Origin of the sequence: Pseudomonas urmiensis, assembly GCF_014268815.2 — a bacterium.
In the GTDB taxonomy this organism is placed as follows: Bacteria; Pseudomonadota; Gammaproteobacteria; order Pseudomonadales; family Pseudomonadaceae; genus Aquipseudomonas; species Aquipseudomonas urmiensis.
Genome location: NZ_JABWRE020000001.1, coordinates 3,476,695 through 3,492,710 on the forward strand (window position 1 = coordinate 3,476,695; position 16,016 = coordinate 3,492,710).

The window sequence follows — 16,016 nt, forward strand, 5'->3', positions numbered from 1 at the left end:
CATTGTCAGAGCCTGGGTATCGCACCGCCTTGCTGATTTTTTCTGGGGGATTCAATGCTTCGATCAATGCGCCTCGCCGCCCTCCTGGGTGGCCTGCTACTGGCTGCGGCCGCCTCGGCGCGGGACATCGACGCCGCCAGCTACGGCTTTCCCTTGACCAACCCGTTCGAGGCGACCATTGCCACCACCCCGCCCGAACAACGGCCGACCCTGCCCAGTGACGAAGACATCACTCAAGCCGACTACAGCCTGAACCTGCGCCCGGAGCGCGCCTTCACCCTGCCCGACAATTTCTGGCCAGTGAAAAAGCTCAAGTACCGCCTGGCCCGCCAGGACCGTGAGGCGCCGCTGATGTTCATCATCGCCGGCACCGGCGCCCCCTACTCCAGCACCATCAACGAATACCTGAAGAAACTCTACTACCAGGAAGGCTTCCACGTCGTGCAGCTGTCGTCACCGACCAGCTGGGACTTCATGAGCGCCGCCTCGCGCTTCGCTACCCCCGGCATCACTTCAGAGGACGCCGAGGACCTGTACCGGGTCATGCAGGCGGTACGTGCCCAGCATCCGCGGCTGCCAGTCAGCGACTTCTACCTCACCGGCTACAGCCTGGGCGCACTGGATGCGGCATTCGTCAGCCACCTGGATGAAACCCGGCGCAGCTTCAACTTCAAGCGGGTGCTGCTGCTCAATCCGCCGGTCAACCTCTACACCTCGGTCAGCAACCTGGACAAACTGGTGCAGACCCAGGTCAAGGGCATCGACCGCAGCACCACCTTCTATGAGTTGATGCTGGAAAAGCTCACGCTGTACTTCCAGGAAAAGGGCTACATCGACCTCAATGACGCCCTGCTGTACGACTTCCAGAAGTCGCGCCAGCACCTGTCCAACGAGCAGATGGCGATGCTGATCGGCACTTCGTTCCGCTTCTCGGCGGCCGATATCGCCTTTACCTCCGACCTGATCAATCGCCGCGGCCTGATCACCCCACCGAAACAGCCGATCACCGAAGGCAGCACCCTGACGCCGTGGTTCAAGCGCGCCTTGCAGTGCGACTTCGAGTGCTACCTGACCGAGCAAGTCATCCCCATGTGGCGGGCCCGCACCGATGGCGGCAGCGTGCTGCAGCTGGTCGATCAGGTCAGCCTGTATGCGCTGGCCGATTACCTGCACAACACGCCGAAAATCGAGGTCATGCACAACGCCGACGACGTCATCCTCGGCCCTGGCGATATCGGTTTTCTGCGCAAGGTGTTTGGCGATCGCCTGACCCTGTACCCGCACGGCGGCCATTGCGGCAACCTCAATTACCGCGTCAACAGCGACGCCATGCTGGAGTTCTTCCGTGGTTAAAAGACTGCTGCTCGTCACCGCCCTGTTCGCTGCCGGCCCTGCCATGGCGGCGGAGATCGCGCCGCGCACCAGCGTGATCGAAGCCGACCCGGTGGTTACCCCCCAAGCAGAAAGCGATGGCTTTCTCGATCCGATGCGCGCGCTGAAATTCAACCCTGGGCTCGACCAGCGTGAATTCGAACGCTCGACCCTGACTGCGCTCAACGTCTACGACCCGCTGGAGTCGATGAACCGGCGCATCTATCACTTCAACTATCGCTTCGACCAGTGGGTGTTGTTGCCGGCGGTCAAGGGCTACACCGCCATCACCCCGCGTTTCTTGCGCACCGGGGTGAGCAACTTCTTCAACAACCTGGGTGATGTGCCCAACCTGTTCAACAGCGTGTTCCAGCTCAAGGGCAAGCGCTCGGCCGAGATCACCGCGCGGTTGATGTTCAACACCATCATCGGGGTCGGCGGCCTGTGGGACCCGGCGACCAAGATGGGCCTGCCCCGCCAGAGCGAAGACTTTGGCCAGACCCTGGGCTTCTATGGCGTGCCCGATGGGCCGTACATCATGCTGCCGATCCTCGGTCCCTCGAACCTGCGCGATACCACCGGGGTGGTGGTGGATTATGCTGGCGAGCAGGCGATCAACTTCCTCAATGTGGCCGAGGCCAGCACCGATCATCCGGAGATTTTCTTCGTCAGGGCGGTGGACAAGCGCTATACCACGGCCTTCCGCTATGGGCAGCTGAACTCGCCGTTCGAGTACGAGAAAGTGCGCTACGTGTATACCCAGGCGCGCAAGTTGCAGATTGCTGAGTAGGGAGGGCCAATACCGGCCCTATCGCGGGGCAAGCCCACTCCCACGTGCTGGGCTTGCTCGGCAATAGGGCGGGCCCTGCACAGCATCACAATCCCAGAAATTGCCCCAGCTCGCGGCGCTTGGCCAGGGCGTCGTTGCGCCCCAGCTCGATCAGCTCGCTGCAATAGCTCGCCTCGAACAAGAGATAACTCAACACCCCTGCCCCGCTGGTGCGGGTCGCTCCCGGCCCGCGCAAGAACATGCGCAACGCCGCCGGCAATTCACGCCGATGGCGCGCCGCAATCTCATCCAGTGGCTGACTTGGCGCCACCACCAGCACCTCGATCGGCGCCAACCCCAAGCGCCGCGCGTCCAGGTGAGCGGGCAACAGGTGGCTGAGGTGATTGAGCCGCTGCAGCAGCTCGATGTCATCTTCCAGGCTGTCAATGAAGGTGCTGTTGAGCATGTGCCCACCAATCTGCGCCAGGCTGGGCTGCTGACCGCTAAACACCCGCTGGGTCGGCAACGGCGGCGCCGGCCGCTGCGGGTTGCCGCTGACCCCGACCACCAGCACCCGACTGGCGCCCAGGTGCAAGGCCGGGCTGATCGGCGCCGACTGGCGCACCGCGCCATCGCCAAAATACTCCTCGCCCAGTTTGACCGGAGCGAACAGCAGCGGGATCGCCGAGCTGGCCAGCAGGTGCTCGACCGTCAGCGCCGTGGGCCGGCCAATGCGCCGATGGCGCAGCCAGGGCTCGATGGTGTCGCGGCCCTGATAGAAGGTCACCGCTTGCCCGGAGTCGTAGCCAAAGGCGGTGATGGCCACGGCGCGCAACTGCTCGCTGGCCAAGGAATGGGTGATGCCGTCCAGGTCTAGATGCGCCTGCAACAGGCCGCGCAGCGGGCTGCTGTCGAGCAGCGCCACCGGCAGTTGGCCACCTAGGCCTAACAGGCTGTGGCTGACGAAGCGGCTGGCTTGGCGGATGACCCCGGGCCAATCGCTGCGCAGCACCAGGTGGCTGCGAAAGTTCTGCCAGAAGTGGGTCAAGCGTTGTACCGATTCGCCAAAGCGGGTGGCGCCGCTGGCCAGGGTCACGGCATTGATGGCGCCGGCCGAGGTACCGACGATGACCGGGAAGGGATTGGCTGCGCCGGGGGGCAACAACTCGGCGATGCCAGCCAATACGCCGACCTGATAGGCGGCGCGGGCGCCGCCGCCAGAGAGGATCAGGCCGGTGGTTGGGGTCATGTGGTCCTCCCTGGAATCATTGGTGTTTCAGTCATGGCCTCTTCGCGGGCAAGCCCGCTCCCACAGGGTTTTCACGATCCCTGTGGGAGCGGGCTTGCCCGCGAAGAGGCCATCACTGACACCCTGCAATCAACGCTTTTTCTTGTCATACAACCGCGGCGCACCCTCTGGCCGCGATTTGAACCGCCGGTGCGCCCACAGGTACTGCTCGGGGCACTCGCGCAGCACACCTTCGACCCACTGGTTGATGCGCAGGCAATCGGCCTCTTCGCTCTCGCCCGGGAAGTCGTCCAACGGCGGATGAATGACCAGGCGATAACCACTGCCATCGTCCAACCGCCGCTGGGTGAACGGAATCACCCGTGCCTTGCCCAAGCGGGCGAACTTGGTCGTGGCGGTCACCGTCGCTGCCGGGATGCCAAACAGCGGCACGAACAGGCTCTGCTTGGCGCCATAGTCCTGATCCGGTGCATACCAGATCGCACGGCCACTGCGCAGCAGCTTGAGCATGCCGCGCACATCCTCACGCTCCACCGCCAGCGAATCGAGGTTATGCCGCTCACGACCGCTGCGCTGGATGAAGTCGAACAGCGGGTTGCCGTGCTCGCGGTACATGCCGTCGATGGTGTGCACCTGGCCGAGCAGCGCCGCGCCAATTTCCAGGGTGGTGAAATGCACGGCCATCAGGATCGCCCCTTGGCCATCGCGTTGCGCTGCCTGCAAATGCTCGAGGCCTTCGATATGCGCCAACCGCGCCAACCGGGCCTTGGGCCACCACCAGCTCATGGCCATTTCGAAGAAGGCGATGCCGGTGGAGGCGAAGTTTTCCTTGAGCAAATGCCGCCGTTGGTCGGCGGACAGCTCCGGGAAGCACAACTCCAGGTTGCGCGCGGCAATCCGCCGACGCTCGCCGGCCACCCGGTACATCAGCGCACCCAAGGCGCGGCCGAGCCACAGCAGCGCGCGATACGGCAGCTGGACGGTCAGCCACAGCAGCCCAAGGCCTAGCCACAGGCCCCAGAATCGCGGGTGGAGAAAATACGGACGAAAACGCGGGCGTTCCATTGAAGCTTCCGGCAAGACAAGGGCCGAGCATTCTACAACGGATCGCCGCCGGTTGCGGGCAACCGGCGTTCTCGTTATAAGTCAGGGCACTTTTTGAGCAACAAGCCGTCTATGCAGACCATGAGCCTAAACCAGACCCCCGAAAGCGCCCCCGTGTTCCAGCTCAAAGGCAGCATGCTTGCCATTACCGTGCTGGAACTGGCGCGCAACGACCTCGAGTCCCTCGACCGGCAACTGGCGGCGAAAGTGGCCCAGGCGCCGAATTTCTTCAGCAATACCCCGCTGGTGCTGGCGCTGGACAAGCTTCCCGCCGACGAAGGGGCGATCGATTTGCCTGGGCTGATGCGCGTCTGCCGCCATCATGGCCTGCGCACCCTGGCCATTCGCGCCAGCCGCATCGAGGACATCGCCGCGGCGATCGCCATCGACCTGCCTGTGCTACCGCCCTCCGGCGCCCGTGAGCGGCCGCTGGAGCCCGAACCTGAGGTGAAGAAGCCCGAGCCAGTGCCTGCGCCGCCCGCGGAGCCAGAAATCCGTCCGACCCGGATCATCACCACACCGGTGCGTGGCGGCCAACAGATCTATGCTCAAGGCGGCGACTTGGTGGTGACCGCCTCGGTCAGCCCCGGTGCGGAACTTCTCGCCGATGGCAACATCCATGTGTACGGCGCCATGCGTGGCCGCGCCCTGGCAGGCATCAAGGGCAACACCAAAGCGCGTATCTTCTGCCAGCAGATGACCGCAGAGCTGGTCTCCATCGCGGGTCAGTACCGTGTCTGCGAAGACCTTCGACGCGACCCGTTGTGGGGGGCCGGCGTGCAGGTCAGCCTGTCCGGCGATGTGTTGAACATCACCCGTCTTTAACGGATACTTGCCGGCATTTTTAGAGCAACTTTTTCCTCGTTGCCATTTTGTGTATTTGCTGGGACTCGCGTCCCGATTATTTTTAGGGGTGAAACACCTTGGCCAAGATTCTCGTGGTTACTTCCGGCAAAGGGGGTGTGGGCAAGACCACCACCAGCGCCGCCATCGGTACTGGCCTCGCTCTGCGCGGCAAAAAGACTGTCATCGTCGACTTCGACGTGGGCCTGCGTAACCTCGACCTGATCATGGGTTGCGAGCGCCGCGTGGTGTACGACTTCGTCAACGTGGTCAACGGCGAAGCCAACCTGCAGCAAGCCCTGATCAAGGACAAGCGCCTGGAAAACCTGTTCGTCCTGGCTGCCAGCCAGACCCGCGACAAAGACGCGCTGACCCTCGAAGGCGTGGAAAAGGTCATCGAAGAGCTGGCCAAGGATTTCGACTACGTCATCTGCGACTCGCCAGCCGGTATCGAAAAAGGTGCCCACTTGGCCATGTACTTCGCTGACGAAGCGATCGTGGTGACCAACCCTGAGGTGTCCTCGGTACGTGACTCCGACCGTATGCTCGGCCTGCTGTCGAGCAAGTCGCGCCGCGCCGAGCGTGGCGAAGAGCCGATCAAGGAACACCTGCTGATCACCCGCTACAACCCTGAGCGCGTCAACAACGGCGAAATGCTCAGCATCGCCGACGTCGAAGAGATCCTGGCGATCAAGCTCAAGGGTGTGATTCCAGAGTCCCAGGCCGTGCTCAAGGCCTCCAACCAAGGCGTCCCGGTTATCCTGGACGACCAGAGCGATGCCGGCCAGGCGTACAGCGACACTGTCGACCGCCTGCTGGGCCAAGAGAAAGAACTTCGGTTCATCGATGTACAGAAGAAGGGATTCTTCGAGCGCCTTTTCGGGAGCAAATAAACCATGAACCTTTTTGACTTCTTTCGTGGCAGACAAAAACAGACCAGCGCGTCGGTAGCGAAAGAGCGTCTACAGATCATCGTGGCGCACGAGCGCGGCCAGCGCACTACGCCGGACTACCTGCCCGCCTTGCAGAAGGAGCTGGTCGAGGTGATCCGCAAGTACGTCAATATCGGTAACGATGACGTGGTGGTTGCCCTGGAAAACCAAGGCAGCTGCTCGATCCTCGAGCTGAACATCACCCTGCCCGAGCGTTGATTCACGCTTTCGGGTAATCGCCACGGCGCCTGCTGACTAGCAGGTGGCTCGTGGGAGCGGGCTTGCCCCGCGATTACGCCAGACCCAGTTGCAGCGGGTCGGGTAATCGCCGGGCAAGCCCGCTGCCACGCAGCCACTCCCAGTCCGCAGGCGCCGTTGGCATTTGCAGAGAACACGTAATGCCGCTGTCGAACGTGCAGATCCTCCATGAAGACGCCGCCATCCTGGTGGTCAACAAGCCGACCCTGCTGCTCTCGGTCCCCGGCCGTGCCGAAGACAACAAGGACTGCCTGATCACCCGCCTGCAACAAAACGGCTACCCCGACGCACTCATCGTGCACCGGCTGGATTGGGAAACCTCGGGGATCATCCTGCTCGCACGCGATGCCGACAGCCACCGCGAGCTGTCACGCCAGTTCCACGACCGCGAGACCGAGAAGGCCTACACCGCGCTGTGCTGGGGCCAACCCGCGCTGGACAGCGGCAGCATCGACCTGCCGCTGCGCTACGACCCGCCGACCAAGCCACGGCATGTGGTGGACCATGAACAGGGCAAGCATGCGCTGACCTTCTGGCGCATCGTCGAGCGTTGTGGCGACTATTGCCGCGTCGAGCTGACGCCGATTACTGGGCGCTCGCACCAGTTGCGGGTGCATATGCTGTCGATTGGCCATCCGCTGCTGGGTGATCGTTTGTATGCCAATCCCGAGGCGCTGGCGGCCCATGAGCGGTTGTGCCTGCATGCATCGATGCTGAGCTTCACCCACCCGGTAAGCGGGCAGCGCCTGAAGTTCGAGTGCCCGGCACCATTCTGAAGCCATAGGTCCATCGCGGATTCGTGGGAGCGGGCTTGCCCCGCGATGGCACCGACACAAATTCCCGGGCAATTACGCTAAACTCGCGCCACTGCTGTCTGGAGTGACTTATGCGCGATGCTTTGAACCAGGGCCTGATCGAATTTCTGAAGGCCTCCCCGACGCCCTTCCACGCCACCGCCAGCCTGGCCCAGCGCCTCGAAGCCGGCGGCTACCAGCGCCTGGACGAGCGCGACAGCTGGGCCACGGTGCCTGGCGGGCGCTACTACGTAACCCGAAACGACTCCTCGATCATCGCTATCAAGCTCGGCAAGCACTCGCCGCTGCTCAGTGGCATCCGCATGGTCGGTGCCCACACCGACAGCCCGTGCCTGCGGGTCAAGCCGCAACCTGAGCTGCAACGCCACGGCTTCCTGCAATTGGGCGTGGAAGTGTACGGCGGTGCGCTGCTCGCACCTTGGTTTGACCGCGACCTGTCGCTGGCAGGCCGAGTCACCTTCCGCCGGGACGGCAAGGTGGAAAGCCAGCTGGTCGATTTCAAGCTGCCCATCGCGATCATTCCCAACCTGGCCATTCACCTCAACCGCACCGCCAACGAAGGCTGGCCGATCAATCCGCAGCTCGAGTTGCCGCCGATCATCGCCCAAGTGGCGGGTGACGAGCGGGTCGACTTCCGCGCCTTGCTCACCGAGCAACTGGCCCGTGAGCACGATCTAAACGCCGACGTTGTGCTCGATTACGAGCTGAGCTTCTACGACACTCAGGACGCCGCGCTGATCGGCCTGAACGCTGACTTCATCGCCGGCGCGCGCCTGGACAACCTGCTGTCGTGCTACGCCGGCCTACAAGCGATGCTGGCCTCGGACAGTGACGAAACCTGTGTGCTGGTGTGCACCGATCATGAGGAAGTCGGCTCGTGCTCGGCCTGCGGCGCCGACGGGCCGATGCTCGAACAAACCTTGCAGCGTCTGCTGCCCGATGGCGACGAGTATGTGCGCACCATCCAGCGCTCGCTGATGGTTTCGGCCGACAACGCCCACGGCGTGCACCCCAACTATGCCGACAAGCACGACGGCAACCACGGGCCCAAGCTCAATGCCGGGCCGGTGATCAAGGTCAACAACAACCAGCGCTACGCCACCAACAGCGAGACCGCGGGCTTCTTCCGCCACTTGTGCATGGCCGAAGAGGTGCCGGTGCAGAGCTTCGTGGTGCGCAGCGACATGGGCTGTGGCTCGACCATCGGCCCGATAGCCGCCAGCCATCTGGGTGTGCGCACGGTGGATATTGGCCTGCCGACCTTTGCCATGCACTCAATCCGCGAGCTGTGTGGTAGCCACGACCTGGCGCACCTGGTGAAGGTGTTGACGGCGTTCTATCGCACTCGCGAATTGCCCTGAGTTAGTACCGGCCTCATCGCGGGGCAAGCCCGCTCCCACGCAGACCGCCTGTGCATAAGCGTGGAGCGCGCTTGCCCCGCGATCGGGCAGGTACAGGCAAAACACCTGCCACGGATCAAGCCCCACCCCGCCCCAGCCGCTATGCTTACTACATGGCCCCAAAGCAGAAGGATTCTGTCCATGTCCCCGTTCATCTCGCTGTTCTTGCCGGTATTCCTCCTGCTGATGCTGCTGACCATCGGTTTCAGCCTGCGCGAGCGTAATGTCGGAGTGGTGATGATGTGGGTCGGTACGCTCGGCATTTTCGGCATCATGTGCTGGAAGATCCTTGAGAAACTGCCCACATAAACCTCTACACTCGGTCAATCGTTTGACCTGAGGTAGATTTCCCGGTGCCTGCCCTCCTGCGTTGCCTGACCCTGCTGCTGTTGCTGTTCACCCTGCCCGTACACGCTGCCGGTCTGCCGGGGATACTCGGCTCCAGCGCCCCTGCCCAGCCGCAAGCCAGCGAGCCGTTAGCCAAGTCGCTGGACGAGGTGATCAAGAACCTTGAAAACGACCAGCAACGGAGCAAGCTGCTTGCTGACCTGAAGAAGCTGCGCGACGCCAGCAAACAGACCCAGACCAGCCCCGAGCAAGGCGTGCTCGGCCTGATTGGCGGCGCCCTGCACGACCTGGAGAGCCAGTTCAGCGGTGACGCCAGCCCGTTTCGCCGCTGGTCGCAGGAAATCGAGCAAGCCCAAGCCGAGTTGACCTCACTGATGGTGCCGGTGCACCAATGGCCGGCGATCCTGTTCGGCTTCATCGCGATCATCGCGGTGTGGAGCCTGCTGGCCTATGCCTTCAACTGGATCGGCCACCGCGTACGTCTGCGCTTCGGCCTGAGTGAAGAGCTGCCGCAGCACCCGCGCACCTGGGACCTGGTGCGCTTTGCCCTGCGCAAACTCGGCCCCTGGCTGGTGGCGCTGGTGTTCACCGTGTACCTGAGCTTCGCCCTGCCTTCCTCGCTGGGTAAATCGATGGCCATGGTGCTGGCCTATGCACTGGTGGTCGGCACCTGTTTCTCGGCGATCTGTGTGATCGCCTTCTCCCTGCTCGACGGCCCGCACCGCCACCGTGCCTTGCACATCCTGCGCCATCAAGCATTCCGCCCGCTGTGGCTGATCGGCAGCTTCGCGGCCTTCGGCGAGGCGATGAACGACCCGCGCCTGACCACCGCCCTGGGCACGCACCTGGCGCACGCCCTGGCGACCCTGGCCAATGTGTTGGCGGCGCTGTGCACCGGGTTGTTCATCCTGCGTTTCCGCCGGCCGATCGCCCACCTGATCCGCAACCAGCCACTGTCGCGGCGCCTGACCCGGCGTACCTTGAGCGACACCATCGAAATCCTCGGCAGCTTCTGGTACATCCCGGCGCTGATCCTGGTGGCGATTTCGCTGTTCGCCACCTTCGTCTCAGCCGGCGACACCAGCACCGCCTTGCGCCAGTCGCTGATGTGTACTGTGCTGGTGGTGGTGTGCATGGTGCTCAATGGCCTGGTGCGCCGCCACGCCGCCAACCCCAAGCGCGCCAACCGCCGCCAGGAGGTCTATACCGAGCGCCTGAAGAACTTCGGCTATGCCTTGGTGCACCTGTTCATCTGGCTGGTGTTCATCGAGCTGGGTTTGCGCGTGTGGGGCTTGTCGATGATTGGCTTCGCCGAAGGCCAAGGGCATGAAGTGAGCCTGCGCCTGCTGGGCCTGGCCGGCACCCTGATCGCCGCCTGGCTGGTGTGGATCCTGGCCGACACCGCCGTACACCACGCGCTGGTGCGCTCGCGCCGAGGGCTGGCCAACGCCCGCGCGCAGACCATGATGCCGCTGATCCGCAACGTGTTGTTCGTGGCCATTTTCATCATCGCGGTGATCGTCGCCCTGGCCAACATGGGCATGAACGTCACACCGCTGCTGGCCGGTGCCGGGGTGATCGGCCTGGCCATCGGTTTTGGCGCACAGTCGCTGGTGGCCGACTTGATCACGGGCCTGTTCATCATCATCGAAGACTCGCTGGCCATCGATGACTACGTCGATGTCGGCGGACACCTGGGCACGGTCGAGGGCCTGACCATCCGCACCGTGCGCCTGCGCGATATCGACGGCATCGTGCATACCATCCCGTTCAGCGAGATCAAGAGCATCAAGAACTACTCGCGCGAGTTCGGCTACGCCATTTTCCGTGTGGCGATCCCGCACAGCATGAACATCGACGAGGCGATAACGCTGATCCGTGAGGTGGGCCAAAAGCTGCGCAGCGACCCGCTGATGCGCCGCAACATCTGGTCGCCGCTGGAACTGCAAGGGGTGGAAAGCTTCGAGTCCGGCCAGGCGATCTTGCGCGCACGCTTCAAGACCGCGCCGATCAAGCAGTGGGAAGTGTCGCGGGCGTTCAACCTGGCGCTCAAGCGTCAGTTGGATGAGGCTGGGGTGGATCTGGCCATGCCTAGGCTGTCGGTGCAGGTGGTGACGGCTGGGGGTGGTGTTTTGACCGAAACTGGCGCTGCTGGGTGACGCCTCATCGCGGGGCAAGCCCGCTCCCACGCAGCGCCTACATTGAGCGTGGGAGCACTTGGCGTGGGAGCGGGCTTGCCCCGCGATGGCGTAGCGTGCAGCACTACCCTGCCTCAGCCCGAATACGAATCGCATCATGGCGCCAATACTCAAGGTCACAGTCGATCAAATGCCCATGCTGATCGCTGTTGACCCGGGTGATGTGCAGCCCAGGGCTGCCCGCGGAAACCTTCAATGCCAGCGCCGCCGCCACCGGCAAGGCAGTAGGCAGAATCTCGAAACACACCTGGCCGTAGCGAATCTGATACTCGCGCTGATAGATCTCGGTCAGTGACTGGGCCAGGTCCTGTTCGAGAATCCCCGGAAAATAGTGCGGATTCAAATAGTGCTCGGCATACAGCACTGCCCGCCCATCGATGCGGCGCAACCGGCAGATCTGCACCACGCTGGACAACCCCGGCAGGCGCAAGCGCGCGCAGATCGCCGCCGACGCCGGCAGTAGCCGCGCCGACAACAGCTCGGTACTCGGTAGCCGCCCCTGATCACGGACCATGGCGTGAAAGTGGCTGCGCTCGATCAGGTCATAGGTCAGCCGCTGCGGCGCGACAAACCAGCCACGGCGCTCTTCGCGATAGATCAGCCCCTGTGCCTCCAGCTGCACCAATGCCTCGCGCAGGGTGATGCGCGTGGTATCGAACACCTCGCTGAGCTTGCGTTCAGCCGGCAGCTTGCCGCCCGGCGCCAGCAGACCGTGTTCGATCTGTTCCTGCAAGGCATGACAGATAGCTGTTACCGCGCGCGGTGGCGTCGCTTGCATCAAAGGTTACCTATCTGGACTAGTCCAGCCCCAGAACAGGGCATTTGGAGAATAGTGCAAGCCTAGGCACAGCCGATGAACATCCTGTGACAAAGACCTGCACAGGCCCCTGCCAGAAACGGGCCAGCCCTTGCCAATCAAGGCGTGGGTCTTGGTCTACGCTGTATCTCCAGGGCTGCCGGTTGCCCGTACTGGCGCCTTTCCTACATCAAACTGTCACGCAAGCGGCCTACCTTGGCTCAAGGTTTGCTGACCTAGACCACCACCGCAAGCAAGGTTTGCTCGATAAGCATAATTTCAAAGCACAACTGCAAGGCATCCCCACCAAAGGAGCTTCGGATGAAAAAGTTCTTCATGGCGTCACTGCTGGGCTCGGCCATCGCCCTGGGTAGTTCGGCGTGGGCCGCGGACGATCTCAAGGCCCTCGAAGACGCCGCCCGCAAGGAAGGCGCCGTCAACAGCGTGGGCATGCCCGATGCCTGGGCCAACTGGAAAGACACCTGGCAAGACCTGGCCAGCAAGTACGGCCTCAAGCACAGCGACACCGACATGAGCTCGGCCCAGGAAATTGCCAAGTTCGACGCCGAGAAAGACAACGCCAGCGCCGACATCGGGGACGTCGGCGCCGCCTTCGGCCCTATCGCCGTGGCCAAGGGCGTGAGCCAGCCGTACAAGCCGAGCACCTGGGATCAGGTTCCAGCCTGGGCCAAGGACCAGGACGGCCACTGGGCCTTGGCCTATACCGGCACCATTGCCTTCATCATCAACAAGGATCTGGTCAAGGAAGGCGATCGGCCAAAAACCTGGCACGACCTGGAAAAAGGCAAATACAAAGTCGCCATTGGTGATGTCGGTACTGCGGCCCAGGCGGCCAACGGCGTGCTGGCGGCGGCGATTGCCTACAAGGGCGACGAAACCAATATCGAACCGGGCCTGCAGCTGTTCACCAAGCTGGCGCAGCAGAAGCGCCTGTCGCTGGCCAACCCGACCATCCAGACCATCGAGAAAGGTGAAGTGGAAGTCGGCGTGGTGTGGGACTTCAACGGCTTGAGCTACCGCGCCCAGATCGATCCGAAGCGCTTCGAGGTACTGATCCCGTCGGACGGCTCGATCACCTCCGGCTATACCACCATCATCAACAAGTACGCCAAGCATCCCAATGCGGCCAAGCTGACCCGCGAGTACATCTTCAGCGATGCCGGGCAGATCAACCTGGCCAAGGGCCATGCCCGGCCGATTCGTGCCGAGCACCTGAAGCTGCCGGCCGATGTGCAGGCCAAGTTGCTGCCTAATGAGCAGTATGGTGCAGCGCAGCCGATCGAAAATGCCGAGGCCTGGGAAGCGACCTCCAAGGCACTGCCGCAAAAATGGCAAGAGCAAGTGATCATCGAAATGGAATGACGTATCCGGACCCTCGTGGGAGCGGGCTTGCCCCGCGATAGCGTCACCAGCAACGCTTGCCCAACCGCCATCGGGGCAAGCCCGCTCCCACGCCTAGGTTCTCACTGTCCCTGCGGAGTCAACATGCAACACAACGTCATCCTGGTCCTGCTCGACGGCCTCAACCACCAGGTGGCCCATCACGCCATGGGCCACCTGCACGCCTACGTCGAGGCCGACCGCGCCGCCCTGTATAGGGTCGAATGCGAACTGCCGTCACTGTCGCGGCCGCTGTACGAATGCATCCTCACCGGCGTGCCGCCGATCGACAGCGGCATCGTGCACAACAACGTCAATCGCCTGTCCAACCAGCGCAGCGTGTTCCACTACGCCCGCGAAGCCGGCCTGGGCACCGCGGCGGCGGCCTATCACTGGATGAGCGAGCTGTACAACCGCTCGCCGTTCGACCCGCAACGCGACCGCCATACCCACGCGCCCAAACTGCCGATCCAGCACGGCCTGTTCTACTGGGACGACCGTTACCCCGATTCGCACCTGCTGGCCGACGCCGAATACCTGCGCCGGCGCCACGCACCGAATTTCCTCCTGGTGCATCCGATGAGCATCGATGACACCGGCCACCGCCATGGCCTGGACAGCAGCCAGTACCGCAACGCGGCGCGCAGCGCCGACATCCTGCTGGCCGACTACCTGCCGCGCTGGCTCGAAGAGGGTTACCAGATCCTGGTCACCGCCGACCACGGCATGAACAACGATCGCTCGCACAACGGCCTGCTGGCCGAAGAGCGCGAGGTGCCGTTGTTCGTCTTCGGCGACGCGTTCAGCCTCGATCCTGCGGCCAAGCCCTTGCAAACCGAGCTGTGCGGGACGATCTGCGAACTGCTCGGGGTGGCCCACGACAAAACGGTTTGCCGGGAGCTGCTCAAGTGACCTCCAGCCACCGCGGCCGTTTCCTGGCCCTGCTTTGCCTGCTGCCGTTCGCGGTGTTCTTCTTCATTTTCCAGATCGCCCCGCTGGGCTGGGTCGCGGTGCACAGCCTGCACGCCGAAGGCGGCTGGGGGCTGGACAACTTCAGCAAGATATTCGCCTCCAAGTTCTACCTGCAGGCGCTGCAACGCAGCCTGGAGATCAGCTTCTATTCGAGCCTGTTCGGCATCCTGATCGCCACCCTCGGCGCCTATTCGCTGCGCCAGGTCGACTCGCGGCTGCGTGATTTCGTCAGCGCCTTCGCCAACATGACCAGTAACTTCTCCGGCGTGCCGCTGGCCTTCGCCTTCATCATCCTGCTCGGGTTCAACGGCGCACTGACCTTGCTGCTCAAGCAGATCGGCCTGCTCGAAGACTTCAGCATCTACTCCAAGAGCGGCTTGATCCTGGTCTACACCTATTTCCAGATCCCGCTGGGGGTGCTGCTGCTCTACCCGGCCTTCGACGCCCTGCGCGAAGACTGGCGGGAGTCGGCCGCGCTGCTGGGCGCCAGCCACTGGCAATACTGGCGACACATTGGCCTGCCCGTGCTGATGCCAGCCCTGCTGGGCACCTTCGTCATCCTGCTGGCCAACGCCCTGGGCGCCTACGCCACCGTCTACGCGCTGACCACCGGTAATTTCAACGTGCTGCCGATCCGCATCGCGGCGCTGGTGGCCGGCGACATCAGCCTCGACCCGAACCTGGCCAGCGCCCTGGCGATGGTGCTGGTGGGCTTGATGACGCTGGTGACCGTGGTCCATCAATGGCTGTTGAAGAGGAGCTACCATGCGCGCTGAACCTGGCAAGGGCGGCGTGTACCATCGCGTGGTGGTGTACTTGCTGTTCCTTATTTTGCTGCTGCCCCTGGCCGGCACCCTGCTCTACTCGCTGGCCACCAGTTGGTCGGCAAGCCTGCTCCCCAGCGGGCTGACCTTGAAGTGGTACGTGGCGCTGTGGAGCGAGCCGCGCTTTCTCGCCGCATTCGGCCAATCGCTGCTGGTTTGCGTGGGCGCCCTGCTGCTGTCGGTGGTGCTGATCCTGCCGTTGTTGTTCGTGGTGCATTACCACTTCCCGCGGTTGGACGCACTGATGAACATCCTCATCCTGTTGCCGTTCGCGGTGCCGCCGGTGGTGTCTTCGGTGGGCTTGCTGCAACTGTATGGCAGCGGCCCAATGGCGATGGTCGGTACGCCGTGGATCCTGATCGGTTGCTACTTCACCGTTGCCCTGCCGTTCATGTACCGGGCGATCACCAACAACCTGCAGGCGATCAACCTGCGCGACCTGATGGACGCCGCCCAATTGCTCGGCGCCAGCACCTGGCAGGCGGCGTTGCTGGTGGTGCTGCCCAACCTGCGCAAGGGCTTGATGGTCGCCTTGCTGCTGTCGTTCTCGTTCCTGTTCGGCGAGTTCGTATTCGCCAACCTGTTGGTCGGCACCCGCTACGAGACCCTGCAGGTGTACCTGAACAACATGCGCAACAGCAGTGGCCACTTCAACAGCGCACTGGTGATTTCCTACTTCGCCTTCGTCCTGCTGCTGACCTGGGTCGCCAACCGCCTGAACAAGGACAAATCCTGA

The 16,016-nt window shown here is 63.1% G+C and carries 16 protein-coding genes; 13 read left to right on the forward strand and 3 right to left on the reverse strand.

The annotated features are described in order from the left end of the window. Positions 1–54 precede the first annotated feature (54 nt). Positions 55–1,353, forward strand: coding sequence for an alpha/beta fold hydrolase family protein (locus HU737_RS15690; protein WP_186554719.1), 1,299 nt, complete (start codon positions 55–57; stop codon positions 1,351–1,353). After that, complete coding sequence (locus HU737_RS15695; RefSeq protein ID WP_186554718.1) at positions 1,346–2,161, forward strand: MlaA family lipoprotein; 816 nt, start codon at positions 1,346–1,348, stop codon at positions 2,159–2,161. The genes HU737_RS15690 and HU737_RS15695 overlap by 8 nt, the downstream gene beginning before the upstream one ends. An 85-nt stretch (positions 2,162–2,246) precedes the next feature. On the opposite strand, the gene HU737_RS15700 is transcribed toward HU737_RS15695, so the two are convergent. Continuing rightward, entirely contained in the window at positions 2,247–3,389 is a 1,143-nt protein-coding gene (locus HU737_RS15700) for a patatin-like phospholipase family protein (protein WP_186554717.1), read from the reverse strand. Positions 3,390–3,518: 129 nt separating this feature from the next. Next, the gene (locus tag HU737_RS15705; protein WP_186554716.1) at positions 3,519–4,454 is read right to left on the reverse strand and encodes a lipid A biosynthesis lauroyl acyltransferase; all 936 of its coding nucleotides are present in this window, start codon (positions 4,452–4,454) and stop codon (positions 3,519–3,521) included. 111 nt (positions 4,455–4,565) lie between these two features. Here HU737_RS15705 and minC point away from each other — a divergent pair, with 111 nt between their 5' ends. The 7 genes from minC to HU737_RS15740 all read left to right on the forward strand — a co-directional run bounded on the left by minC (position 4,566) and on the right by HU737_RS15740 (position 11,248). Further along, positions 4,566–5,318 carry a septum site-determining protein MinC gene (gene minC / locus HU737_RS15710; protein ID WP_186554715.1) on the forward strand — a complete coding sequence of 251 codons (753 nt, stop codon included), beginning with the start codon at positions 4,566–4,568 and terminating at the stop codon, positions 5,316–5,318. 98 nt (positions 5,319–5,416) lie between these two features. Further along, positions 5,417–6,229 carry a septum site-determining protein MinD gene (minD, locus tag HU737_RS15715; RefSeq protein ID WP_186554714.1) on the forward strand — a complete coding sequence of 271 codons (813 nt, stop codon included), beginning with the start codon at positions 5,417–5,419 and terminating at the stop codon, positions 6,227–6,229. Between the two features lie 3 nt (positions 6,230–6,232). After that, the gene (minE, locus tag HU737_RS15720; protein ID WP_119139657.1) at positions 6,233–6,487 is read left to right on the forward strand and encodes a cell division topological specificity factor MinE; all 255 of its coding nucleotides are present in this window, start codon (positions 6,233–6,235) and stop codon (positions 6,485–6,487) included. A gap of 179 nt (positions 6,488–6,666) precedes the next feature. Continuing rightward, a complete protein-coding gene (locus tag HU737_RS15725) occupies positions 6,667–7,302 on the forward strand; it encodes an RluA family pseudouridine synthase (RefSeq protein WP_186554713.1) in 636 nt (211 codons plus the stop codon). Between the two features lie 110 nt (positions 7,303–7,412). Beyond that, positions 7,413–8,702 carry a M18 family aminopeptidase gene (locus HU737_RS15730; RefSeq protein WP_186554712.1) on the forward strand — a complete coding sequence of 430 codons (1,290 nt, stop codon included), beginning with the start codon at positions 7,413–7,415 and terminating at the stop codon, positions 8,700–8,702. Between the two features lie 180 nt (positions 8,703–8,882). Beyond that, complete coding sequence (locus HU737_RS15735) at positions 8,883–9,050, forward strand: hypothetical protein (protein WP_186554711.1); 168 nt, start codon at positions 8,883–8,885, stop codon at positions 9,048–9,050. A gap of 44 nt (positions 9,051–9,094) precedes the next feature. Next, a complete protein-coding gene (locus HU737_RS15740) occupies positions 9,095–11,248 on the forward strand; it encodes a mechanosensitive ion channel family protein (protein WP_186554710.1) in 2,154 nt (717 codons plus the stop codon). 103 nt (positions 11,249–11,351) lie between these two features. Here the strand turns inward: HU737_RS15740 and HU737_RS15745 are convergent, their stop codons facing one another. Then, complete coding sequence (locus HU737_RS15745) at positions 11,352–12,065, reverse strand: UTRA domain-containing protein (RefSeq protein WP_186554709.1); 714 nt, start codon at positions 12,063–12,065, stop codon at positions 11,352–11,354. A 339-nt stretch (positions 12,066–12,404) separates the two neighbouring features. Between HU737_RS15745 and HU737_RS15750 the strand changes: the two genes are divergently transcribed. From HU737_RS15750 to HU737_RS15765, 4 genes are all read left to right on the forward strand, one after another. Further along, the gene (locus HU737_RS15750; RefSeq protein WP_186554708.1) at positions 12,405–13,466 is read left to right on the forward strand and encodes an ABC transporter substrate-binding protein; all 1,062 of its coding nucleotides are present in this window, start codon (positions 12,405–12,407) and stop codon (positions 13,464–13,466) included. 123 nt (positions 13,467–13,589) lie between these two features. Next, positions 13,590–14,396, forward strand: coding sequence for an alkaline phosphatase family protein (locus HU737_RS15755; protein ID WP_186554707.1), 807 nt, complete (start codon positions 13,590–13,592; stop codon positions 14,394–14,396). After that, entirely contained in the window at positions 14,393–15,232 is an 840-nt protein-coding gene (locus HU737_RS15760) for an ABC transporter permease (protein ID WP_186554706.1), read from the forward strand. The genes HU737_RS15755 and HU737_RS15760 overlap by 4 nt, the downstream gene beginning before the upstream one ends. Beyond that, positions 15,222–16,016: an ABC transporter permease gene (locus HU737_RS15765; RefSeq protein ID WP_186554705.1), complete on the forward strand. Its 795-nt coding sequence runs from the start codon at positions 15,222–15,224 to the stop codon at positions 16,014–16,016. Before HU737_RS15760 ends, HU737_RS15765 begins: the two co-directional genes overlap by 11 nt.